The following is a 23,242-nucleotide window of genomic DNA, read 5'->3' on the forward strand; positions in this document are numbered from 1 at the left end:
GCGCATCGCGTGCGCGCCTTTCGACTGACAACGAACGTTTGGAGATTGCCATGGACGGCCTGCCGGGCGAACCCACCGTAGAGGACCGCATCCGCAAGCGCGCATACGAATTGTGGGAAAGCGACGGCTCGCCGGAAGGACGAGCCGACGATTACTGGGCGCGCGCTCAGGCGCAAATCGAAGCCGAAGGCGAAGCGGGCGAGGCGGCGCCGCCGCCCGCCGTCGATCAATCGAGCAAGGGGCGCCGCGCCGCGGAAGACATCGGCGATGACAGCCCCGAGGGGGCCGGCAACGCGCCCGGCAGCAGCTAGCCGCAACCGGCACAACGCGCGGCATAACCACGACACGCGGGAGGGCATCATGGATTTCGAATACGGAGGGTGCATCGTTCATCTGACGGCTGGCGTCGACGGCGGCACGATCGTCGCGCATGCAAGGATCGAGGTCACGCCAGGCAGCGTGAGTTCGGGCGACGACACGCACGACATGGAGTTTCATCGCGATTTCGTCGACGAGCACGAGGCGCTCGAATTCGCGCGCGAGCGCGCGACGGCGTGGATCGACGAACACGTCGAGCGCGCCGAGGGCGCGGAGCCGGCGGCGCCCGCCGACGGCTACAGCGGCCCGATCAGTTAGCGCTCCGTGCAAGCCGATGGCGCCCGCTCACCACGCAGAGAGCGGTACGCTTAATTTCATTGCCGGCCTGTACATTTTTCCATCCGCGAAAACTGCCGCGGCTCACGCGCGACATTGGCGGGCATGCACCATGCGGCGCGTCTCGCATCGGTTCGTCGAACGGAGCACGGCATGCGTATCGCGCAGGTTTCGCCGCTGTACGAGAGGGTGCCGCCGGTGGCGTATGGCGGCGTCGAAAGAGTGGTCGCATGGCTCGTGGACGGTCTCGTCGCGCGAGGCCACGACGTGACGCTCTTTGCGAGCGGCGACTCACGCACGCGAGCGCGGCTCGTCTCGGGCAGCGACTGCGCGATTCGCCTGATTGAAGACAGCGCCGATCCGCAGGCGTTCCATTTCGCGATGCTCGAGGAAGTGGTGCAGCGCGCGGACGAATTCGACGTCGTGCATTTTCATACCGACTACGCGAGCTTTCCGTTCGCCCGGCGTTTGCGCTGCGCATCGCTGACCACCTTGCACTGGCGGCTCGACGTGCCGGGCCTGAGCACGCTTTACCGGCAGTTCGCCGACATGCCGCTGGTGTCGATCTCGAACGCGCAGCGTGCGCCGCTGCCGTGGCTCGACTGGCGCGCCACCGTTCATCACGGCCTGCCCGCGGATCTGCTGCGCTTTCACGAAAAGCCCGGCGATTACGTGGCCTTTCTCGGCCGGATCGCGCCCGTCAAGCGGCCCGACCGCGCGATCGACATTGCCCGGCGCGCGGGTCTGCCGATCCGCATCGCCGCGAAAATCGACAATGGCGACCGCGCCTATTTCGAAGAGGAGATCGCGGGCCTCTTCCAGATGCCGCATGTCGAGTATTGCGGCGAAGTGGACGATGCCTGCAAGAACGATTTCCTCGGACAAGCGCGCGCGTTGCTGTTTCCGATCGACTGGCCGGAGCCGTTTGGCCTCGTGATGATCGAGGCGCTCGCGTGCGGCACGCCGGTGATCGCATTCGATCACGGCGCGGCGCGTGAAATTGTCGAACATGGCGTGACGGGCTTCCTGGTTGATTCCGTCGACGAAGCCGTGGACGCGCTGGCGAAGCTCGACAGTATCAGCCGCGCCGCGTGCCGGGCGGCCTTCGAGCGCCGCTTCACGGTGGAGCGCATGGTCGATCAATACATCCACATTTACGAAGCGATGGTGCGCGACGCGCAACCGCTGCAGGCCGGCTGAAACACGGCGAAACCAGAGAAACGAACGGGGACCACGGAGCGCTTTCCATGCGATTTTTTGCCCTTGCGACCGACTACGACAACACCCTCGCGTCCGACGGACGCGTCGCCGATGCGACGTGGGACGCGCTCGAACGCCTGCGCGCCTCGGGCCGCCAGCCGATCCTCGTGAGCGGCCGCGAGATGGACGACCTGCTCGAGATCTGTCCGCGGCTCGATCTGTTTTCGCGAGTCGTCGCGGAAAACGGCGGCGTGTTGTACACGCCGTCCACGGGCACGCGGCGCCTGCTGGCTCCGCCGCCGCCGCCGGCGTTCGTCGACGAATTGCGAAGCCGCGGCCTGCGCCACTTCAGCGTCAGCGAGACGCTGGTCGCGACGATGAAGCCCGCCGAGCAGATCGCGCTCGCAGTCATTCGCGATCTGGGCCTCGGTCTGCAGATCATCTTCAACGGCGAGGCGGTGATGATCGTGTCGCCGGGCATATCTAAAGCAAGCGGTTTGCGCGAGGCGCTCGACGAACTTGCGCTGTCGCCGTTCAATGTGGCGGGCGTAGGCGACGCGGAAAACGACCATGCGCTGCTCGATGCGTGCGGCTTTTCGGTGGCGGTCGCCAATGCGCTGCCGGCGCTCAAGGAACACGCCGATATGGTCACGAGCCAGGCAGCGGGCGCGGGTGTCGCGGAACTGGTCGACGCGCTGGTCAAGGACGATCTGCGCGAACGTGCGAGCAGGGCGCAGCGCAGCCGCGTGCTGATCGGGCATGCTCGCGAATCCGGCGACGCCGGCGAACCCGCGGAGCTGTACTGCGCCGCGCACGGTTCGGTCGTGCTGCTCGCGGGCGAATCTGGATGCGGCAAGTCGACCGCGTGCGCGGGTCTGCTCGAACGCCTTGCGGGAATGCATCTGCAGTTGTGCATCATCGACCCCGAAGGCGACTATCAGAATGACGACGACACAATCGTGGTCGGCGATGCGCACACTGCGCCGCTCATCGACGAAGTCGTGCAACTGCTGCTGCGTCCTCCGCGTTCGGCGGTGGCCGTCAATCTGCTGCGCGTGCCGTTGGCCGAGCGGCCGGCGTTCTGCGCTTCGTTGCTGCTCGAGGTGCAGCAGTTGCGGATGCGAACCGGGCGGCCGCATTGGCTCGTGTTCGACGAGGCGCATCATCTGTTTCCGGCCGGATGGGCGGGTGCGAGCCAGACCATTCCGCAGACCCTGGAGACAGCGCTCGCAATCACCGTGTCTCCGCAGCAACTGGACGGCACGTTCCTGCGCCAGGTGAACCTGCTGCTCGCGATGGGCCCGAGCGCCGGCAAGGCCGTGCAGGAACTCGCGAAAGCCGCAGGAAAGCCAGAGCCGCAGCTTCAGGAAACCGCGCTGGAAACGGGCCAGGCGTTGTTATGGCGCCTCGACTCGCCGGCGCCTGAAGGCGTGATCCGGCTCGAGCCGGGCAGCAAGCATCGGCTCAGGCACCGGCGCAAATACGCAGAAGGGCTGCTGATTCCGGAGCGCAGTTTCTATTTCCGCGGGCCCGAGCACGTACTGAATCTGCGTGCTCATAATCTCGTGCTGTTCGTCGAGATTGCAGAAGGTGTCGATGCGCCGACGTGGCAGTATCACCGCGAGCGGGGCGACTATTCGCGCTGGTTCGAAAAGGAGATCGGCGACCCGGACCTCGCGGCGCAGGCGCGGCAGATCGAGCAGGACGCTTCGCTCGATGCAGCCGAAAGCCTCGCGCGGATCAAGGCGGCCGTACAGGAGCGCTACACGCAGCCGGAAAATCCGTCGATGCCCGCGGTGCTGACGGCGAAAAACGGCGATGCGGCGGCGGACGATGCGACGGCCGATGGCGGGCGACAGCGCGCGACAGCGGCGAACGGCGAAACGCAACGAAGCGAAAAATAATCCGGATACCGTACTAATTCAAGCGTGACGCTCACGCTGGGTGATCGACCCGCGCAACACTGGGGTTGTCTTTGCGCGCGGTGCGGCGACGCGTGTCCGGCTGCGCCGGATTCGTCAGCTTCGCCGGTGCGCCGCTCGTGCGTTCAGACTCGCGCAGGGTTGCGAGCGTTTCGAAGAGCGCGCGCACGTGGATTTCGTGTCCTTCGCGACGGCTTATGCGTTGTCTGCTTCGCTGTTCCCGCTCTCCATCGCCCGGTGGGGCCTGGAGGATATCCTGCGCCGGGTCAGCATGTTCATCGCTTCGACAAACGCGGAGAACGCCATGGCCACATAGATATAAGCCTTCGGCACATGCGTTCCGAAGCCCTCGGCGATCAGCGTCATGCCGATCACGAGCAGGAAGCTCAGCGCCAGCGTCACGATAGTCGGATTACGGTCGATGAATTGCGACAGCGGGCGCGCGGCGAACAGCATCGCCATGACCGCGCTGATGACAGCAAGGAACATGATCGGCATGTGATCTGTCATGCCGACAGCCGTGATGATGCTGTCGACCGAGAACACGATATCCAGCAGCAGAATCTGGCCGATCGCGCCCGCCACCGTCAATTGCACGGTGCTGCCGGCGCTGCTGCGTTCCGCGTTTCCATGCGCGTGCGCCACGTGCTGGTGCATTTCACGCGTCGCCTTCCATACAAGGAAGAGACCGCCGCCCAGCAGAATCAGGTCGCGCCATGAGAATGCGTGGCCGAACAGCGTGATCGCGGGCGCGGTCAACTGCGCGATCCACGCGACCGTACCGAGAAGCCCCAGCCGCAACACCAGTGCGAGCATGATGCCGAGGCGCTGTGTGCGCGCGCGCTGCGCTTGCGGCAGCTTGTTACTGAGGATCGAGATGAAGATGAGGTTGTCGATGCCCAGCACGATCTCCATCACGACAAGCGTGAGGAGCGCTACCCATGCGGTGGGGTCGGCAACGAGTGCGAGCAGAGTGTCCATGAGTTCGGAGCGAGTGGATGAGATAAACGATGGAATAGCGATCATGATCGCCCGGCGCATGAATCGGATAAACCAGTGTTAAGCTGAGCGACAGATCGGTTTTTTCGAACCTCAATTTCTGTCGATCACACCATGCTCAACTATCGCCACTTGTATTATTTCTGGATCGTCGTGAAGGAGGGCGGCTTTGCGCGCGCGGCCGAGCGGCTCGATATGGCGGTTCAGACAATCAGCGCGCAGGTGCGCGAGCTTGAAAAATCCATTGGGCGTCAGCTGCTGAAGCCGGCCGGCCGCGGCGTGACGATGACCGAAGCCGGCGAGACGGCGTTCAGCCGCGCGGAACAGATTTTTCAGCTCGGCGAGGCGCTGCTCGACGACATGAACGAGGCGAGCGGCGAAGGTGTTGCCCGGCTTGCCGTGGGTCTCTCCGACGGCATCTCCAAGCTCGCGGCTCACGCGCTTCTCGCGCCTGTGCTGGGCACGCCGTCGCTCAGGCTCCTGTGTCACGAGGGCGAGCCCGCACAGCTATTGTCCGAGCTCGCGCTACATCGGCTCGATCTGGTGCTCGCCTGTCAGCCCGCGCCGCACAATTCCGATCTGCGCGTGGTGAGCCAGCGGCTCGTGGGCGCGCCGGTCGACTGGTATGGTCCGGCGGAAATCGTCCGCAAATCCGCGAGAGCGGGCTTTCCGCACTGTCTTGCCGAGATTCCGGTGCTTCTGCCTACGCGTCATGCCGCGTTGCGCGCGCGGCTTGACCGCTGGTTCGATTCGCAGGGCATCCGGCCGCGCGTTGTCGGCGAGTTCGAGGACAGCGCGCTGATGGCGGTCTTCGCCGCGCGCGGCCTCGGCGTGTTTCCACTCGCGGAACTCGGGGCGGACGATCTATCGCTGCTGCGCGGCTTGCGTCCGTTGGGTCGCGCGGAGGGCGTGATCGAAGAGATTCACGCCATCCGCTCGCGCCGTGGCCAGCATCACGCGCTGGCGTCTCAGGTGGTGGCCACTGCGCGCTCATAGTCACGCAATACACGCGACGGCAGTCCATGGCGGCTCGCGGCGGGTCTCAGTTCATGTCCCCATGCGTCGAACACTGCGGCGAGCAGGGCGATTTCGCCGTCCGCCAGGTAGTCGTCGGCTACCGTCACCGCGACGCACAGGCGAATGACCTTGCGGCGCAGCGCGGGATCGTCGATCTCGTCGATCAGCGTGGTGAGCAGCGCAGTGTCGAGGCAGCCCATGGGAGGCACGCACGATAGCTGCGCGATCGAGCGATCCTCGCAAAGCGCCTGTACGATCTGTGCGAATTGCGCGGGCGCGAGGCCAAGTTCGCCGGCTATGTTCAGCTTCTCGAGCGCCCGTTCCTCCGAGCTGCATACGTAGCCGTCTGAAGTGAGGGCAAGTGCGACGATACGTGCTGCTGCTTCTTTGCTGTTACGCGGATAGGCTCGCATGATCGGGTCCTTTTGCGGACGATGTCCGTGTTGAAGATGGTCCCAGTCTGCGGCAATATCCGTATCGTATAAACCTGCCAATTGCGAAGTTAAACTTCGGTAAAGCCGAACCTTTGCCATCATGACATGAAGCAGGCGTTTGCAGGACAACCGGCAATGCGCGCGAACCACCGCTGCGCGCGTGCCGGATCGGGCACACCGTTATGCCATGCCGAGTTGTCGTGCAGTGGCGTCAATGGCGCTTTTTGCCTTCGCGACAATCTCGTCGATTTCCTGCCTGCTGATGACAAGTGGCGGCGACAGCAGCATACGGTCGCCGCTTGCGCGCATGATGAGATTGCCATTGAAGCAGAAGTCGCGGCAGAGGGCGCCCACATCACCGCCGTTCGCAAAGCGTTTGCCCGCCGACGGCTGTTCCGCGAGTTGTATTCCGGCCACGAGTCCGGCGCCGGCAATCTCGCCCACGATCGGATGATTCGCGAAGGTGTCGCGCAGTTGCTTCTGGAAGTAGGGCCCCGTATCCATCTTGACGCGCTCGACGATCTTCTCGTCGCGCAGCAACCTGAGGTTTGCCACCGCCACGGCCGCCGCGACTGGATGCCCGGAGTAGGTGAGACCGTGATTGAATTCGCCGTTGTCGATAATCGCCGTCGCGATGCGATCATGCACGCCGACGGCGCCCATCGGCACATAGCCGCTGGTGAGCCCCTTCGCGAGCGTCATCAGATCGGGCTCGAAGCCAAAGTGCTGATGAGCGAACCATTCTCCTGTTCGGCCAAAGCCGCCGATTACTTCGTCCGCGACCAGCAACACATCGTATTTGCGGCAGATACGCTGAATTTCCGGCCAGTAGGTCGGCGCCGGAAAGATCACGCCGCCCGCGCCCTGGAACGGTTCGCCAATGAACGCGGCTACGTTTTCAGCGCCTGTTTCGAGGATCTTCGCTTCAAGTTGCTGTGCGCGAGCCAGCGCGAATTCTTCGGGCGTCTGATGGCTTGCAGCTTCGCCGAAGAAATACGGCTGGTCGATGTGGACAATGTTCTCGACTTTCGAGGGCATCTGCTCATGCATATAGCCCATACCGCCAAGCGTGGCCCCCGCGATCGTCGAGCCGTGGTAGCCGTTCCTGCGCGAAATCACGACCTTCTTCGAATGCTTGCGCTGCGTGGCCCAATACTGATGGACGATGCGCAACACGGTGTCGTTGCCTTCCGAACCGCTGTTGCAATAGAAGAAGTGATTGAACGGCTCCGGCGCGAGTTCGGCAAGCAGCGCCGACAATTCGATGATCGGCGGGTGAGTGGTCTTGAAGAACGTGTTGTAGTACGGCAATTCCTGCATCTGCAGGTAGGCGGCATCGGCGAGTTCCTTGCGTCCGTATCCGACGTTCACACACCACAGGCCGGCCATGCCGTCGATAATCTTGTTGCCTTCCGAGTCCCACAGGTAAACACCGTGCGCTTTGACGATTACGCGGCTGCCGCTGCGGTTGAGCGCGCCCATATCCGAAAACGGATGAATGTGATGCGCGGCGTCGAGCGCGCGGAACTCAGCGGTACTGCGTTGCTGTTCGACGTGCAACCTCGCGGCAGACTGTGCCGGCTGCACGTAGGCGACTTCTTCGGTTCTGTAGCTCATTGTGCTCTCCAGGTTTGCTTTGTTTGCATTAGACGTGCAGCAGCAAATGCCGGCGTTCCCACGAACTGATCACGCGGAAAAACGCTTCATATTCGGTCTCTTTCAATGCGAGGTAGGCTCTCACGAACTTTTCGCCGAGTACTTCGGCAATGGGCTCGCATGCGCTCATCAACGTCAGGCCTTCTTCAAGATTGCGCGGCAACTGATACGGCAGTTCATAGCCGTCGCTGAGCAGCGGTTCGGTCGCGTCGAGTCGTTGCGTGATGCCCAGATAGCCCGCCGCGAGCGTCGCTGCAATCGCCAGATAGGGGTTGCAATCCACGCCCGGAATGCGGTTTTCTATGCGCCGCGCCGCAGGCCCCGAATGCGGAATGCGAAAACCCACCGTTCGGTTGTCGTAGCCCCACGCCACGTTGATCGGTGCCGCCATGAAGCGCGACAGCCGCCGATACGAGTTGATATACGGCGCGAAAATCGGCATCAACGCAGGGGTGTATTTCTGCAGGCCGGCTATATAGCTCGTGAAAAGCGACGTCGGTTTGCCGTCCGCGGCGGTGAAAAGGTTGTGACCAGTTTCTTCGTCGACGAGGCTCTGATGCATGTGCATGGCCGAGCCAGGCTCGCCTTCCATTGGCTTGGCCATGAAAGTCGCGTACATCTTGTGACGCAGTGCGGCTTCACGTACGGTGCGCTTGAAGAGGAACACGCTGTCCGCGAGTTTCAGCGGATCGCCATGCATGAAGTTGATTTCCATCTGCGCGGCGCCCACTTCGTGAATCAGCGTATCGACCTCCAGTTCCTGCACCTCGCAGTATTCGTAGATGTCTTCAAAGAGCGGATCGAACTCGTTGACGGCTTCTATTGAATACGACTGACGTCCCGTCTCGGGACGCCCGGTGCGGCCAATCGGCGGTTGCAAGGGCAGGTCCGGGTCCTTGTTCATATCGACCAGATAGAACTCGAGCTCAGGTGCAATGACGGGCTTCCAGCCCTTCGCACGGTACAGCTCCAGCACGCGGCGCAATACGCGGCGTGGAGAGATCGCGACAGGCGTGCCGTCGAAGTGCACGCAATCGTGAATCACCTGAGCAGTGGGGTCGACGGCCCAGGGGATCATGCGGATCGTGGTGGAGTCGGGAACGCACACCATGTCCGGATCCGTGACGCCGGTCAGCGTGCCGTCGTCGGGGTAGTCGCCGGTGACGGTCTGGATCATCACCGCCTGCGGCAAGCGCATGGATTCGCCCGATTCGAACTTGCTGCGCGGGATGATCTTGCCGCGCGCGATTCCCGCCATGTCGGGAATGATCGCCTCGATTTCGGTGACGTGGTTCTTCTTCAGAAAATCGTCGATGTCATGCATGATCTTTCTCTCTATTTGTTGCGCTACCGTTAGCTTTGAGCAGTAGCGGATGCCGCGATATGTCAGGCCTGCGCGCGCATCCATTCGCGGCAGGCATCGCCGAACGCACGAAAAATCGCGGCTGAAAGCGCATGCCTGCCAGAGGTTTATTTCGCATAACGAATAGACGTGTTTATCCAGCCGCGAATGCGGCAAGGCATTGATCCAGACCGCGCGCCGCACTAGCGCGCAGTGCGCGGCCGCAGGCGCCGCATCAAGCCATCGAAGCAGGGCAGGAGATCGCCGTCAACGGAACGCGCCGCGCGTGATGATCCGATGCGCCGTTCGACGCCGCCCGCCGCGGTGGCCCGCAGGGCGCACGCGTGCGAGACGGATCGACGTCACGCAAAGCCGCACGCGCGCCAACCCGCGCTTCAGGCGAGCACGTTCTGGCAGACGGAAGGATCGAACGGCAAACAGTAGGGAGGCGCTAGGGCAACAGCGAAGCGACTTCGTCTGTGCGCACCGCGATGAAGGCGCGCGCCGAAACGGAGTTGTGACGTCGAACTGAACGGCGGGAAAGGATTGTGAAGACGGACAGAAAGCGGCGGAACGCAAGGCTGCCGCTGCTGCCGTTGGCGATGGCGATGGCGCCGTCAGCGCGAGGACAGCTCGCCTGACTGCGGTTCCATCTCACCAAAGGGCCACGGACTCTCACGATGACACTCGACTAGCGACGTTGAACATGTTGAACCGGCTGTCTTAATTGCACGGGGCGTTTAAAGAAGCAGCCTGTCGGGATGATCGTGTTTATCCGCTGCGAAGTGGATTCGCTGCGTCGCGAAAGATGATGCGTGTTTCATTTCGACGCGGGTTTCACGATCGCCTGTTATCCAGCATATACGAGTCGGTGATGCCGTCAAATTCTTTTCTGACGGGAAATGGCTCCGGGCTTTCCCGAGGAGTGTCAGCGCGGTTTATTCACACGAGCCGGGTGTTGCGTAATGAATGGTTCTGGGTTTGGTATTTCGAAGTTTGTTTTGCGAGCGTGGATCGTTGTTTTCAAGGTTTCAATCGGCCGAATTGGCGTGCGATGGATAACTTCAGTTCTGGATTATTTTTCACGAAGACGGAGTTTTTGCCGCGCGCGAGAACGATTGACAAAGGTCGGCGGCGAAAGTTGGCAGCTTTGGGCGCTTGTGCAAGCCGTGGGGGTTCGTGAGAGTGTTCGGATCCTGGATTTGACATAAGATAAATTATCACCCAAATACATTGTAGCGGCTCTTAACCGATGTCCGAACATGCCACCCCCAACTGGCTACCCCAAATTCATTAAAACCGGTCATTCCACAAAGCCACTCCGCGGACTAATCTGGCATCACTCATCCACCTCGAAAGGAAACCGACAATGAAGCTGATGCATGTCGACGCCAGCGCAAAACGCGAGCGGTCCAACTCGCGCGCATTGAGCCGCTATTTTCTGGAGCGTCTGCGCGCCGCGCACGCGGACCTCGAAGTCGACTATCTGGATGTCTCCGTCGATACGCCGCCGCACGTCGACGAAGCATTCGCGATTGCGACATACGCCGCGCCGCACGAGCGCACGCCGGCCATGAAGGCGCGGCTCGCGGCCTCCGATGCACTGTGCAAGCGCGTGCTCGCCGCCGACGCACTGGTATTCGCGATGCCCATGTACAACTGGTCGATGCCGTCCACGTTCAAGGCGTTCGTCGACTGCATTACGCGTACTGGCGTCACCTATACGCATGCGGACGACGGCAGCATCGTCGGCCAACTCGCGGGAAAGAAACTGCTGTTCATCACGAGCCGTGGTGCGGACCTGCGCCCGGGCTCGCCGTACGAGTCAATGGATGCGCTCACGCCCGCCCTCAAAGCCGCGTTCGGTTTTCTCGGCGTGCGCACACCGACTTTCGTCGATGCACAGCCGTTGCAGTTCGCAAACCAGGAAGCGCGAGCCGAAGCGCTCGAACGGGCGCGCGACGAATTGTCGGCGGTCGCGGCCGACTGGGCGAACCTGGCATCCAATGCGAGCGCCATGCACGCCACATCCGCCACATCCACCACATCCACCACATCCACCACGCGCGCCGGACACTATCAGGACATCGACTCGGAGATCGCACAATGAAACCGCGCACACTGATTGCCGCCGCAACGCTTGCCGGTGCTGGCATGCTCCTGACATCGCAATCCGTAAAGGCCGCGGACGCAGCCGCCGCGCACGAGACCATTACGCCCGCCTTTGCCGAAGCCATTGCAAACGTGCCCGGCAAGAAGATGACCGCGCTCGTGGTCGAGTACGCGCCGGGCGGCAAGTCGTCGCCGCACCGGCATGGGCAGGCGTTCGTGGTGGCGTACGTGTTGTCAGGGGCGATACGCAGCGCTGTCGACGGTGGCGAGGCGCACGTGTTTCATGCGGGCGAGCACTGGAGCGAAAAGCCGGGCGCGCATCACACCGTCAGCGAAAACGCGAGCGATACTGAACCGGCCCGGCTTCTCGCCATTTTCGTGGCGGACACGAACGACAACAAGCTCGTGACTTTTGACCGCAAGTAAGCGTGCCCTCTTCGCCTTTTCTGGTTTCGCTCCGCACTAGAACTTCGGATGGCATTCGAAGCTCACCGTAGAAGCGTGCGTGGTCAGCATCGCTACGCCGCTCACCGACTCTTCATTGATGCTGCTCTGCATACCGAGGCGCTCGCAGTAATCGCGCGCCTCGTTCAGCGCCTCTCCATGCGCGCGAGCCCATGCCATGCGGCCGCCCGTTGCACTTGCGGCGACCGTGTAGGTGCCGGGTTTATCGGTCGCGACGACATGCGTCGACGATGCGCAGCCGGCAAGAACGCCGCCCGTCGCGAGCACCGCAATGGCGATGCGCGCCCGATCGCGAAGCTTATTCAACATGATGCACCTGAGTGTTCCGATCGTTCCATGACCGCTGAGTGCGGTCGGACTCGTTGGGTTGATTCGCTATTTTCCAGAGCGAATTATCCGGAATCTGCCGCGCGAGATCAGCCTCACGGCTCGAAAACACTGTTGTCTATGCCTGAACAATCTCCGCGCATCGGCGCATAGCGCAGGCACGCATTGGCGCGCATGAACTGTTTAAGGCACTTCCCGAATCGTGGTCGAGCGACCAGGCTATAACGGCAACTTCTGAACCCATCCGGACCATGAACTGGAGGAGACATCGATGGAGCTCGAAGCACGTACCATGAAACGTGTAACGGTTAGGCTCGTGCCGTTCCTGATCGTCTGTTATTTCATCGCCTCCTGGACCGTGTGAACGTCGGCTTCGCGGCGCTGCAGATGAACAAGGGCTTCGGCACTTTCGGCTGCCTGCCCGTTATCTGGACGCTGCCCGCCGCGTTTGTCCCGGGTGCAGCGGCGGCGGGCGGCATCGCCGCAATCAACTCGCTCGGCAACCTGGCGGGATTCTTCGGACCTTACGTGATGGGCTGGATCAAGGACAGCACGGGCGGTTTCGGCGCGGGCCTTCTGTGTCTGGGAGGCGCGGGACTGGTCGGGGGCCGCGGCCCGCCCTGCTGCTGCATCACGACGCATCGGTCGAAACCTCGGCGGGCGCGGCGCAGCGCAACGACGTCGCGCCGCCGCGTGTGGCGGAGTATCGAGTGGCGGGGACGTGTTTGACGTTCAGCGGGCGCTCCAAGCCCGCTTGAAGGCTGCTCGAGGCCCGGTCGCCTCCTTCGAAGCACGTTTGAATCACGCTCGAAGCACGTTTGAATCACGCTCGAATCACGCTCGAATCACGCTCAAGATTCGCGCAGCCCCCTCAAGGCGACGTGCCCGCGCCGCCCGGCTGACTTTCGGCGCCCGCGGCATCGGGCGGCACTACGTCATCGGGCGTGGGCGTCGGCGCCGAAGCTGCCGTGCCGGCGCCGCGCGCCTCGCCGTGGACCGGCTCGCTGAGCGCAGCCGAACCTGAAGCGCTGCCGGGCGCCGTAAGCAGCGGCGGCAGCGCCCGCGATTCTTCGGCCGAAGTGCCCGGCGCGCTCGCCGCAGCCGCCGCTGCGGACGCCCCGCCAGCCGACGCCGCCTCAGCTCCGGCTTGCGCCGCAGACGAAGCAGCGGCGACAGGCTCACGCCGCGTCGTATTGCGCGCCGTGATCGGCGCCTGCGGCTTGACCGGCGGCGAGCTCGACGGAAACAACTGCTGGAACCAGGCGCGCAGCCGCTCGGAGCGCTCGGCAAACCAGCCCGGCTGCTGCTCGGTGGCGAACTTCACACGCGTGTCGACGAGTTTCGAGCGCTGCGCGCGCTGAAAGAAATCGCCGACGATAGGCAGTGCGCTATGCGCCCCCTGCCCCCAGTAGTCGCTGCGCAGGGTCACGCGGCTGTCGTTGAATCCGACCCACGCGCCGGCCACGAGCTGCGGATGAATCAGGATGAACCAGCCGTCCGCATTGCCCTGTGTCGTCCCGGTTTTGCCGGCCACGTCGCCGCGCACGCCGAAGCGGCCCCGTATCGCCGACCCGGTGCCGCGATTGACCACGTCGCGCATCACGTCGACCAGCGTGCGCGCGGCGTCGGCGGGCAGTTCCTGCTGCGGCGACGCGGGCGCGAAGTCGGCCAGCACTTCGCCGTTGCGGTCCTCGATACGCGTGACCATCACCGGTTCGACGTAGCCGCCCAGGTTGGCGATCGTGCCATATGCCGACACCATTTCCTTCAACGTGACGGGGCTCGTGCCCAGTGCGAGCGACGGCACCGTCTCGAGCGGGCTGTCGCGCACGCCCATCGCGCGGGCGAGCCGCGCGACCTTGTTGGGGCCGACAGTTTGCATCAGTTGCGCGGTGATGCGGTTGCGCGAATACGCGAGGCCGTCGCGCAACGTGATGGGCCGCTCGGTCGGGTCGTCCTCGTCGCTCGGACGCCAGACTTCGCCGCCCGCGAGTTGAATGGCGACGGGCTGGTCAAGCAGCGTGTCGCCCGGTTTCGCGCCCGCCTCGAAGGCCGCCGCGTAGACGAACGGCTTGAACGTCGAGCCAGGCTGACGCCGCGCCTGCTGCACGTGATCGAACGGATCCTGGCTGAAATCGCGGCTGCCCACCCAGGCCTTGATCTGGCCGTTGCGCGGATCCATTGCCAGAAAATCGGCCTGCACGCGCGTTTTCGATTCGCACACCGACTGCACGAGACTGCGGTTTGCCGATACGCGCTTGAGCGCGTCGTCGTCGGAAAGGCCGGCGTCTTTCGCGGCGCGGTAGTCGGGCGTTTCGCGCAGGAACGTCGCGAGCAGTTCCTTGCCGTTGGAACAACCGGCGCGGCTGCCCCACGCCGCATTCGCGATGCCTTGCAACTGGTTGCCCTGCAGGATCACTGCCTGGGTCGCCATGGTCTGCAGACGCGAATCGATGGTGGTGCGCACCACGAGGCCGTCCGAATAGATGTTGTAGTCGTTGCGGTCGGCCCACGCCGCAAGCCACTTGCGCAGTTGCTGCGCGAAATGCGGCGCGGGTCCAGGCGGCTCGGTTTGCCGCTCGAAGTCGATGCGCAACGGCTTTTTCCGCAGCGTCTCGTAAGCGGCGGGCGTGAGCTTGCCGAACTTCACCATCTGCCCGAGCACCGTATTGCGCCGCTGCAACGCGCGCTCCGGGTTGAGCACCGGGTTGTAATAGCTGTTGCCCTTCAGCATGCCCGCGAGCGTCGCGCTTTCGAGCACGTTCAGCTCCGACGCGGACTTGTCGAAATAGGTGCGTGCCGCCATCTCGATCCCGTAGGCGTTGTATAGAAACGGCACCGTGTTCAGGTAGGTTTCGAGAATCTCGTCCTTGGTGTAGAGCGCCTCGATCTTGAAGGCCGTGATCGCTTCCTTCAGCTTGCGGGTGAGCGTCGGGGCGCGGCCGATTTCGTCGGGATACAGATTGCGCGCGAGCTGCTGCGTGATCGTCGAGCCGCCCTGCCGCTCGCCGGAAAACGTATGCAGCGCGGCGGATGCGGTGCGCCGCCAGTCGAGCCCGAAATGCTGATAGAAGCGGTGATCTTCGGTGGCGATCAGCGCGTTGACCACGTTCGGGGAGATGTCCCTGAGCTTGACCCACTCGCGGTTGGACGGCTTGAATTCGGCAAGCAGCTTGCCGTCCGCCGAGAGAATCCGCGCCGGCTGCTCGACCTTTGCCTTGCGGATATCGCCGATACCCGGCGTGAACGGAATCAGGATCAGCACATACAGCACGACTAGCAACGGCAGCGCCGCGCACGCCTTCAAGAGGCCGCGCCGCGTCGGATGGCGCAAGTGCCACAGCGCCCCGGCCACGAGCGGGTTCGCGCGGGTCAGACCTCGGTCGAGTGTCTCGAGAATCAGGGAGATAAGGCGCTTCACACTGGCTACCGTCTGCGGGAAAAGGCTGAATCGTACCAAGATGTGCGGCGCGAGCCGATTTTTGCGCGGCCGGCAGCGCGCTCGCCGCTCGTTGCTGCTCGTTTTGCTCGTCGCTGCGCCCTGCCGCTCCTCCTTACTGCCGATCCCGCGCGCCGCGCCAGCAGCCGGCGCGGGCCACTATAATGTCGCCAATTCCGACAAGAGGTGCTTCATGATCATCAAACCGCGCGTGCGTGGCTTTATCTGCGTCTCCACCCATCCGACGGGCTGCGAGGCCAACGTCAAGGAACAGATCGACTACGTCAAGGCACGCGGTCCTATCGCCAACGGTCCGAAGAAAGTGCTCGTGATCGGCGCATCCACCGGCTACGGCCTCGCCGCGCGCATCAGCGCGGCGTTCGGCTGCGGCGCGGACACGCTCGGCGTGTTCTTCGAGCGCGGCGGCAGCGAAACCAAGGCCGGCACGGCCGGCTGGTACAACAGCGCGGCATTCGAGAAATTCGCCACCGCCGAAGGTTTGTACGCGACCAGCATCAACGGCGACGCGTTTTCCGACGAAGTCAAGGCGCGCACCATCGAGATCATCAAGCGCGATCTGGGCCAGGTCGACCTCGTGGTGTACAGCCTTGCCGCGCCCAAGCGCACGCATCCGAAAACCGGCGAGGTGTTCACCTCGACGCTCAAGCCGGTGGGCCGCGCCGTCACGTTGCGCGGCATCGACACCGACAAGGAAGTGATCAAGGAAACGGTGCTCGAACCGGCCACGCAAACCGAAATCGACCACACGGTCGCGGTGATGGGCGGCGAAGACTGGCAGATGTGGATCGACGCTCTGCTGGAAGCCGGCGTGCTCGCGGACGGCGCGAAGACCACTGCGTTCACCTACCTCGGCGAGAAGATCACGCACGACATCTACTGGAACGGCTCAATCGGCGCGGCCAAGAAGGACCTCGACCAGAAAGTGCTGGGCATTCGCGCCAAGCTCGCACCCAAGGGCGGCGACGCGCGCGTTTCGGTGCTGAAGGCGGTCGTCACGCAGGCGAGTTCCGCGATTCCGATGATGCCGCTCTACCTCTCGCTGCTCTTCAAGGTGATGAAGGAGAAAGGCACGCACGAAGGCTGCATCGAGCAGGTCTATGGGCTCTTCAAGGACAGCCTGTACGGCGCGGCGCCGCATATCGACGACGAAGGCCGCTTGCGTGCGGACTACAAGGAACTGGACCCCGAGGTGCAGCAGCGCGTGGAAGCGCTGTGGAATCAGGTGACGAACGACAACATCTACGAACTTACGGATTTCGCCGGGTACAAGACGGATTTCCTGCGGCTGTTCGGGTTTGAGATCGCGGGTGTCGATTACGAGGCCGACGTCAATCCGGACGTGCAGATTCCGCGGCTCGTTCAGGTCTGACTTTTTGCAGGTTTTTGCCGAGTCTCGCCCGGCGAGCGCCCGCTGGCAGCGGCGCCGCGCCCGCGCGCCGTGGCGCGGCTCGCCGCGTGCGCCAGGGTACGCCCGGGAATTGCCGCTGATGAATTCTGCGTGATATTGTTAATCCATGCGGAGGACGGCCGCGCGCCGCCTCCCCCGGAAAGCTCTTTACCGCAGCGAGCGTCGCCATGAGTGATGTACGCCACCACCTGAGTCCGCGGGACCGCCTGGAGCTGTTGTGCTGGCTCACGTGCGGCAGCCTCGGCGCTTATTACCTCAACGAGGACTGGCCGGACGCGGCGTTCCACGTGCAGGCCGCGCACAAGTGGCTCGACCGGCGCGCGCGCGAGGCCGACTGGCTCTCCATTGCAAAACTATCGGCGACGGCGCTGGAAATCGCGCGCCGGCACGCACGTTTTGTCGACACCGACTGGGCGCGCGACGCCGTCGAGGAAATTCTCGACACTGACGAACTCGATCCGCAAGCGCGGCTCGTCCGCCAGGTTCTGTCGGACTGCGAGAGGGCGTTGGCGGACCGGCGCACGGCGGACTGATTTTTCGGTGGGCGCGAGGGCAGATTTGACGCAATTGCGAAGCTTCAGATTTCCACGTCTCGCGCGGGCCCGGACATCGGCGCTTCGCCCCGGCGCCAAAGCAAACTAAAAGAGCAAACCGAGCTTGCGGGAAGCTGTTCGCCGAAGGCTGTCGACTTTTCGGCGCGTTGCCGTGCGCGTCACCCCCAAACCGCTAAAAACCCCGCGGCGCGCGCATCGCCGGCCGCGCCGCAGCGCTAAAATACCGGGCACTTCGCGCATCGCGCTCCCCTCTCCCGCGCCCACATCTTGAAACGCAAAATGCCCGCGCTGAATGCGCTCAAAGCCTTCGAAGTGGCTGGCCGCACAGGCAGCTTCACGCGCGCCGCGGAATTGCTGAACGTCACGCAAAGCGCGGTCAGCCGGCAGGTGCGCCAGCTGGAGGCACAGATCGGCGAGACGCTGCTGCAACGCCATCATCACCATCTGGAACTGTCGGCTGCGGGGCGCGTGCTCCTGCAGGCGCTGCAGCAATCGTTCGACCGTATCGAGCTCACCGTGCGCAGCCTCCAGGAAAAGACGCATCGCAACCGTCTGCGCATCAACGCGCCGCCCACCTTCACGAGCCGCTGGCTGATGCCGCGTCTCGGCCGCTTGCGCGACGCGCATCCGCACCTCGAACTGAGCCTGTCTACCCGCATCGACGACCAGCTTGCGGAATCCGGCGTGCTCGATTGCGCGATCCGCTTCGGCAACGGCGAGTGGGAAGGCTTCGACAATCGTCTGTTGATGAACGAGCGGCACGTCGCCGTCTGTGCGCCGTCGCTGCTCGCGCGCCAGGCCGGCCGCGCGTCGATCGATCTGAACGAATTCACGCTGCTGCACGTGCTGGCGAGCGCGGATCAGCGCTACCTCACGTGGCAGCACTGGCTGAAGGCCGCTGGAATCGACAATGTCGATACGAGCGGCGGTTATGAATTCGATCTGCTCGATCACGCGATTCGTGCCGCCATCGACGGGCTCGGCGTCACGATTGCCGACCGTCACATGGTCGCGCGCGAAATCGCCGAGGGTCGGCTCGTGCAGGTGCTCAACGTGCACGTCGACGGCCACCAGTCGTACTGGCTCGTCACGCGGGCCGGGCAGGATGATCTGCCGCATGTGGCGCTATTTCGCGCGTGGCTTCAACAGGAAATCTGGCTGGGCGAGCGCTCTTTCGAAGGCTCGGAGGCCGTGCCGCTCGGCGACGTGTAGTAAAACGCGCAGCGCCCTGCGCGTTCCGCGATATTGCGCACGCAAGAAAACGCGCCGGGCGGATCGCATCGGCGCGCGGTCCTTGCTACCTTGAACCGAGCGCCGGGAACACTCAAGCGGCGCTAGCCAGCTCCGCCTGCTCAGGCTCGCGCGCGGCGTGCGCGGCCGCGTCTTCGAGGATCATGTCGGCGCCCTTCTCCGCGACCATCATCGTCGGCGCATTGATGTTGCCCGACGTGATATTCGGAAAGATCGACGCGTCGACGACGCGCAATCCGGCCATACCATGCACGCGCAAACGCGCATCCACGACCGACGTGCGCGGATCGTCGCCCATCGCGCACGAGCCGCACAGGTGATAGATCGAACCGGACTGCTCGCGGAAATACTTGAGAAAGCCTTCGCGGGTTGCGACCTGCGGCCCCGGCGAGATTTCCTCGACCGTGATCTCTTTCAGCGCTGGCGACGCCATCACCTTGCGCACCAGCTCGCAACCCTGAATCACCTCGTCGATATCCTTCTGAGTGCTGAGCGCGTTCAGGCGAATCTTCGCGGCGTCCTCCGCGCGATTCGACGCAATCTCGATCGAACCGCGGCTCGTCGGCCGGCAAGGGTTGAAGGCGAGCAGGAAACCCGAATACGGCTCCGGTTCGAGATTCGCCTTGTTGCTCCTGGGAATGCGATACGACAGCGGATTGAAGTAAAGCTGCAGGTTGGGCCGCGTCTCGTGCTCGCTGCCTTTAAAGAAACCACCCGACTGATTGACGCTCATCGCAAGCGGCCCCTTGCGTGTGAGCAGATATTGCAGCCCGAGTTTGAGCTTGCCGAGAAGCGGCCGCATTTCGTCATTCAGCGTCTTCACATTCGCGCGGTAGTAGAAACTTACGCACAGATGGTCCTGCAGATTCTGACCGACGGCGTGCAGTTCACGGACCGTCGCGATGCCGTGTTTCGCGAGCAGCGCACGGTCGCCCACGCCCGACAGTTGCAGCAGCTTCGGCGAATCCACCGCGCCCGCGCACAAAATCACCTCGCGGTTGGCCAGGAAACGCCGCGCGGCGCCGTTCTGCGTGACGCTCACGCCCATCGCGCGACGCTTGCCTTCGAAAAGCACACGATTGACCAGCACGTTGCGTTCAACTGTGAGGTTCTTGCGCGTGAGCGCCGGATGCAGATACTCGAAGCTGCTGGACGAGCGCTGGCCATTGCGCGTATTTACGTCGTAAATGCCGGCGCCTTCGAACTGCGCTCCGTTGAAGTCGTCGCTGCGTTGATAGCCGGCCTGATCGCAGCCTTTCAGAAACACGTGGCAAATCGGATGCACCGCGTCTTTCATCGGCGAAATGCGGATTGGGCCGTCAGCGCCGTGGTACGGCGTATTGCCGAGCGGATGCGATTCGAGCTTGCGGAAATACGGCAATACGTCGCGAAACGCCCAGCCGGAATTGCCGGCCGCCGCCCAATCGTCGAAGTCGCCCGGCTGACCGCGCACATAGATCATCGCGTTGATCGAGCCCGAGCCGCCCTGCACCTTGCCGCGCGGACAGTAGATAGGCCGGTTGTCGAGCTCCTTTTCCGGCTCGCTGTAATACATCCAGTTATAGGTTTCGTTGTAGTAGGTCTTCGTGAAACCCACCGGAATCCTGAACCAGAACGAACTGTCCTTGCCGCCCGCCTCGAGCAGCAGCACCGAGTATTGGCCGCTCGCCGACAGGCGATTGGCAAGAATGCAGCCCGCCGAACCCGCGCCGACGATGATGTAATCGTAGTTCATGCTCTATGTCGCCAGACGGCGCTCAATCGGTTGAATGCTGAAAAGACGCTGAATGCATGCTCAACCCCTGGCCGGGGTCAGGTCTTTCACGTCGGCGGGTTGCGCGGCCATTTGCAGATGCAGACGCTCGCCCGTATAAGGCGTGTGCTGCGCGACGACTTCCATGTCCAACTCGACGCCCAAGCCGGGCTCGCGCGACGGAATGATGTAGCCGTCCTCCCACTGAAGCGGCTTCTTGAGCACCGCTGCATGAAAACCGTCCCATGTGCCGATGCTTTCCTGAATCAGGAAGTTCGGCGTGCATGCCGCCAGTTGGATGCTTGCGGCCGCACCGATCGGACCGTTATACAGATGTGGCGCGATCTGCGCGTAGTACACCTCGGCGAGCGCCGCCACTTTCTTCGCTTCGAGCAGGCCCCCGACGCGCGCCACGTTCAATTGCAGAATCGACGCGGCGCCCGCTTGCAGCAGCCTGAAAAATTCGTACTTGGTGGTCAGGCGCTCGCCGGCCGCGACCGGAATGCTCGTATGCCGCGCGACCTGCGCCATGGCGTCTTCCTGACCTGGCGGCACCGGCTCTTCGAACCACAATGGGTCGTATTTTTCGAGGCGCTTCGCAAGCCGGATCGCCGATGAAGGCACCATTTGACCATGCGTGCCGAACAGCAGATCAGCCTTGCTGCCTACGGCTTCACGCACGCGTCGGCAAAACGTCTCGCAGCGCTCGAGCACTTCCAGCGACAGCTGGTGCCCCGAGTACGCCGTGTAGGGTCCCGCCGGATCGAATTTGACCGCGGTAAAGCCGCGCTTGACGTTTTCAGCGGCGCATTCGGCGGCAAGGTCGGGATCGTCGTAGTCGTATTCGCCGCGGGCGTTCTTCGGATATAGATAGGTGTACGAACGCAAGCGCGGATTGACCATGCCGCCCAGCAACTCGTACACCGGCTTGCCGGCCGCCTTGCCGATGATGTCCCAGCATGCCATTTCGAGGCCGCTCACCACGCCCATCATCGTCAGGTCCGGGCGTTGCGTGAAGCCGCTCGAATAGGCTTCGCGCCACAGGCGCTCGACATGATGCGGATCCTTGTCGAACAGATAGCGGGCAAACACATCGTCGACGATATGCGTCATCGCTTTCGGATGGAACGTCGCCGAATAGATTTCGCCGACGCCCTCAATGCCGCATTCGGTCTTCAGCCTCACGAAGATCCAGTACATACCACCCAGATGCGGCGGCGGCACGGCAACCACATGCGTTTCGAGAGAGACAACTTTCATTTATGCAACCTCTTTCCTGTTAAGCATGCTTCTCAACGCGAGCCCGGCAAAGCCGCCCAGCGCCGCCATTGCTGCCACATAGCCGAAGTACAGCTGATAGCCGAATACGCCCGGGAACGTCTGCGTCAGATAACCGTTGATGAGCGGCAGAAACACATCGGGGGAATAGCCGAGCACGGAGATAAGACCGATGGCGAGGCCCATCGTCGAAACCGGGACGTTGCAGCGGTCCAGCAGCGACCAGTACAGCCCGCGAATCGCGTAGGTCAGAATGCCGATGAACAGCACGAGGAATACGAGCAGCACGTGGCTTGCAATACGCGGCGCGGCCACCAGTCCAAGCAGCGACAGCGCAGCGAGGAAGAGCGCGATGACCAGCACGGACACTTTCGAGTAACGATCGCCAAGAAAGCCGCCGCCGATCCCGCCGATAGGCCGCATCCACAGTTTGAGCGTGGTGATCGTGCCGGCCATCACGACGGTCAGGCCGATCTCGCCTTCATGCAGATAGGCGGAAAAACTGTACGTTGCCCAGAAGACCTGGTAGCCGCAGAACACGATGGCCGCCACCAGCCACAGCTCCGGGATTTTCGCGAGCGTGACCAGATCGGCGAACACGTTGCCGCGGCGATTTGCGTTGCTCCCGGCATGCGCGGCGCGGGCGCCTTGTTCGCCTTGCGGGTCTTTGACGAGCGCGAGCACGACACCCAGCGCGATGCACAGAAACGCGTACATATAGACGACCATGCGGAAGCCCGCGGCGACGGACTCGCCTTTCGTCTGCGTCGCCCACGCGAATAGCGTGATCGCGACCGTTGCGAGCATCGCCTCGATAAGACCGCGGCCGCCGTCGAGCAAACCGAAGAAGCGGCCCTGTTCGTCGGCGCCGGCGATCATCGACACCCGTTTGATGACGGCAGCCCAGAACGTCAAGCCGGTCGACAGGCCCCAGCCGCCAAAGATCAGCATCAGCATCTGAAACGAAGGCGCGGTCGAATACCAGAGCCCGAGCACGCCGGTTGCGATAAGCGAAAAACAGATCAGCATGCGCGGCGCAATGCGATCCGCGAGCCAGCCGCTCGGCAGGTAACTCAGCAGGAAAATCGTGCCGAGCGACGAGTACAGATAGCCAAGCTGGCTGTCGGTGATGTGGAATACTTCGAGCATCGTCGGCTGATAAACCTGCCGCAGATACAGAATCGGATAGATCGCGCCGGCCGCGAGGACCAGCAACATCAATTGAGTGTAGCGGCGCGCTCTGGTAGCTTGCAGCGCGGCTTGGGCTTCGTCTTGGGTGGCGTCTAATGCGAGCGCTGCCGGGTTCGAAGCGGATCGAGCAGGGTGATATGACATGTGTGCCTCCTGAGAGACGCGGCGCCGCATGAGCGGGCCGTGGGTCTCCAATATGTTTTGTTATGAATGGCAGCG

19 protein-coding genes and 1 pseudogene are annotated in these 23,242 nt (G+C 63.2%); 11 read left to right on the forward strand and 9 right to left on the reverse strand.

Translation table 11 applies throughout. The annotated features are described in order from the left end of the window. Nucleotides 1-50: 50 nt before the first annotated feature. From A3AC_RS0127930 to A3AC_RS0127945, 4 genes are all read left to right on the forward strand, one after another. The gene (locus A3AC_RS0127930) at nt 51-311 is read left to right on the forward strand and encodes a DUF2934 domain-containing protein (protein ID WP_025602797.1); all 261 of its coding nucleotides are present in this window, start codon (nt 51-53) and stop codon (nt 309-311) included. Nucleotides 312-360: 49 nt separating this feature from the next. Continuing rightward, nucleotides 361-636 (forward strand): hypothetical protein, encoded by a 276-nt coding sequence (locus A3AC_RS0127935; RefSeq protein ID WP_025602799.1) that lies wholly within the window; start codon nt 361-363, stop codon nt 634-636. A gap of 171 nt (nt 637-807) precedes the next feature. Continuing rightward, nucleotides 808-1,854: a glycosyltransferase family 4 protein gene (locus A3AC_RS0127940; RefSeq protein WP_025602801.1), complete on the forward strand. Its 1,047-nt coding sequence runs from the start codon at nt 808-810 to the stop codon at nt 1,852-1,854. Nucleotides 1,855-1,901: 47 nt separating this feature from the next. Next, complete coding sequence (locus A3AC_RS0127945) at nt 1,902-3,758, forward strand: HAD family hydrolase (RefSeq protein WP_025602803.1); 1,857 nt, start codon at nt 1,902-1,904, stop codon at nt 3,756-3,758. Between the two features lie 213 nt (nt 3,759-3,971). Here the strand turns inward: A3AC_RS0127945 and A3AC_RS0127955 are convergent, their stop codons facing one another. Beyond that, nucleotides 3,972-4,757, reverse strand: coding sequence for a TerC family protein (locus A3AC_RS0127955; protein ID WP_025602805.1), 786 nt, complete (start codon nt 4,755-4,757; stop codon nt 3,972-3,974). A gap of 132 nt (nt 4,758-4,889) precedes the next feature. On the opposite strand from A3AC_RS0127955, the gene A3AC_RS0127960 reads away from it, so the two are divergent. After that, the gene (locus tag A3AC_RS0127960; protein ID WP_025602807.1) at nt 4,890-5,771 is read left to right on the forward strand and encodes a LysR family transcriptional regulator; all 882 of its coding nucleotides are present in this window, start codon (nt 4,890-4,892) and stop codon (nt 5,769-5,771) included. On the opposite strand, the gene A3AC_RS0127965 is transcribed toward A3AC_RS0127960, so the two are convergent. From A3AC_RS0127965 to A3AC_RS0127975, 3 genes are all read right to left on the reverse strand, one after another. Then, complete coding sequence (locus A3AC_RS0127965; protein WP_025602808.1) at nt 5,744-6,205, reverse strand: hypothetical protein; 462 nt, start codon at nt 6,203-6,205, stop codon at nt 5,744-5,746. The genes A3AC_RS0127960 and A3AC_RS0127965 overlap by 28 nt on opposite strands. A gap of 201 nt (nt 6,206-6,406) precedes the next feature. Continuing rightward, nucleotides 6,407-7,843, reverse strand: a complete 1,437-nt coding sequence (locus A3AC_RS0127970) for an aspartate aminotransferase family protein (RefSeq protein ID WP_025602810.1) — start codon at nt 7,841-7,843, stop codon at nt 6,407-6,409. A gap of 28 nt (nt 7,844-7,871) precedes the next feature. Beyond that, nucleotides 7,872-9,206 carry a glutamine synthetase family protein gene (locus tag A3AC_RS0127975; protein ID WP_025602811.1) on the reverse strand — a complete coding sequence of 445 codons (1,335 nt, stop codon included), beginning with the start codon at nt 9,204-9,206 and terminating at the stop codon, nt 7,872-7,874. 1,387 nt (nt 9,207-10,593) lie between these two features. Between A3AC_RS0127975 and A3AC_RS0127990 the strand changes: the two genes are divergently transcribed. Beyond that, a complete protein-coding gene (locus A3AC_RS0127990; protein ID WP_025602815.1) occupies nt 10,594-11,334 on the forward strand; it encodes an FMN-dependent NADH-azoreductase in 741 nt (246 codons plus the stop codon). Then, nucleotides 11,331-11,762: a cupin domain-containing protein gene (locus tag A3AC_RS0127995; protein WP_025602816.1), complete on the forward strand. Its 432-nt coding sequence runs from the start codon at nt 11,331-11,333 to the stop codon at nt 11,760-11,762. The genes A3AC_RS0127990 and A3AC_RS0127995 overlap by 4 nt, the downstream gene beginning before the upstream one ends. A gap of 36 nt (nt 11,763-11,798) precedes the next feature. On the opposite strand, the gene A3AC_RS0128000 is transcribed toward A3AC_RS0127995, so the two are convergent. Beyond that, nucleotides 11,799-12,110 carry a hypothetical protein gene (locus tag A3AC_RS0128000; RefSeq protein ID WP_025602818.1) on the reverse strand — a complete coding sequence of 104 codons (312 nt, stop codon included), beginning with the start codon at nt 12,108-12,110 and terminating at the stop codon, nt 11,799-11,801. A 414-nt stretch (nt 12,111-12,524) separates the two neighbouring features. Here A3AC_RS0128000 and A3AC_RS0128005 point away from each other — a divergent pair. Continuing rightward, nucleotides 12,525-12,886, forward strand: a pseudogene (locus A3AC_RS0128005) (hypothetical protein); the annotation flags it as partial. A 113-nt stretch (nt 12,887-12,999) separates the two neighbouring features. Here A3AC_RS0128005 and A3AC_RS0128010 read toward each other — a convergent pair. After that, nucleotides 13,000-15,549, reverse strand: coding sequence for a penicillin-binding protein 1A (locus tag A3AC_RS0128010; protein WP_025602821.1), 2,550 nt, complete (start codon nt 15,547-15,549; stop codon nt 13,000-13,002). A 211-nt stretch (nt 15,550-15,760) separates the two neighbouring features. On the opposite strand from A3AC_RS0128010, the gene fabV reads away from it, so the two are divergent. From fabV to A3AC_RS0128025, 3 genes are all read left to right on the forward strand, one after another. Beyond that, a complete protein-coding gene (fabV, locus tag A3AC_RS0128015) occupies nt 15,761-16,957 on the forward strand; it encodes an enoyl-ACP reductase FabV (protein ID WP_025602823.1) in 1,197 nt (398 codons plus the stop codon). Between the two features lie 206 nt (nt 16,958-17,163). Continuing rightward, nucleotides 17,164-17,529, forward strand: a complete 366-nt coding sequence (locus A3AC_RS0128020; RefSeq protein ID WP_025602825.1) for a hypothetical protein — start codon at nt 17,164-17,166, stop codon at nt 17,527-17,529. Nucleotides 17,530-17,829: 300 nt separating this feature from the next. Beyond that, nucleotides 17,830-18,762 carry a LysR substrate-binding domain-containing protein gene (locus A3AC_RS0128025; RefSeq protein WP_025602826.1) on the forward strand — a complete coding sequence of 311 codons (933 nt, stop codon included), beginning with the start codon at nt 17,830-17,832 and terminating at the stop codon, nt 18,760-18,762. 112 nt (nt 18,763-18,874) lie between these two features. Here the strand turns inward: A3AC_RS0128025 and A3AC_RS0128030 are convergent, their stop codons facing one another. Genes A3AC_RS0128030 through A3AC_RS0128040 form a run of 3 tightly spaced genes read right to left on the reverse strand, consistent with a single transcriptional unit; the run spans nt 18,875 to nt 23,167 of the window. Beyond that, entirely contained in the window at nt 18,875-20,536 is a 1,662-nt protein-coding gene (locus A3AC_RS0128030) for a GMC family oxidoreductase (protein ID WP_025602828.1), read from the reverse strand. Nucleotides 20,537-20,596: 60 nt separating this feature from the next. After that, on the reverse strand, nt 20,597-21,814 hold the full coding sequence (locus A3AC_RS0128035) for a mandelate racemase/muconate lactonizing enzyme family protein (RefSeq protein ID WP_025602830.1): 1,218 nt from the start codon (nt 21,812-21,814) through the stop codon (nt 20,597-20,599). Further along, nucleotides 21,815-23,167 carry an MFS transporter gene (locus A3AC_RS0128040; RefSeq protein WP_025602832.1) on the reverse strand — a complete coding sequence of 451 codons (1,353 nt, stop codon included), beginning with the start codon at nt 23,165-23,167 and terminating at the stop codon, nt 21,815-21,817. Nucleotides 23,168-23,242 lie beyond the last annotated feature (75 nt).

Source organism: Burkholderia sp. WSM2230, from assembly GCF_000472445.1.
In the GTDB taxonomy this organism is placed as follows: domain Bacteria; phylum Pseudomonadota; class Gammaproteobacteria; order Burkholderiales; family Burkholderiaceae; genus Paraburkholderia.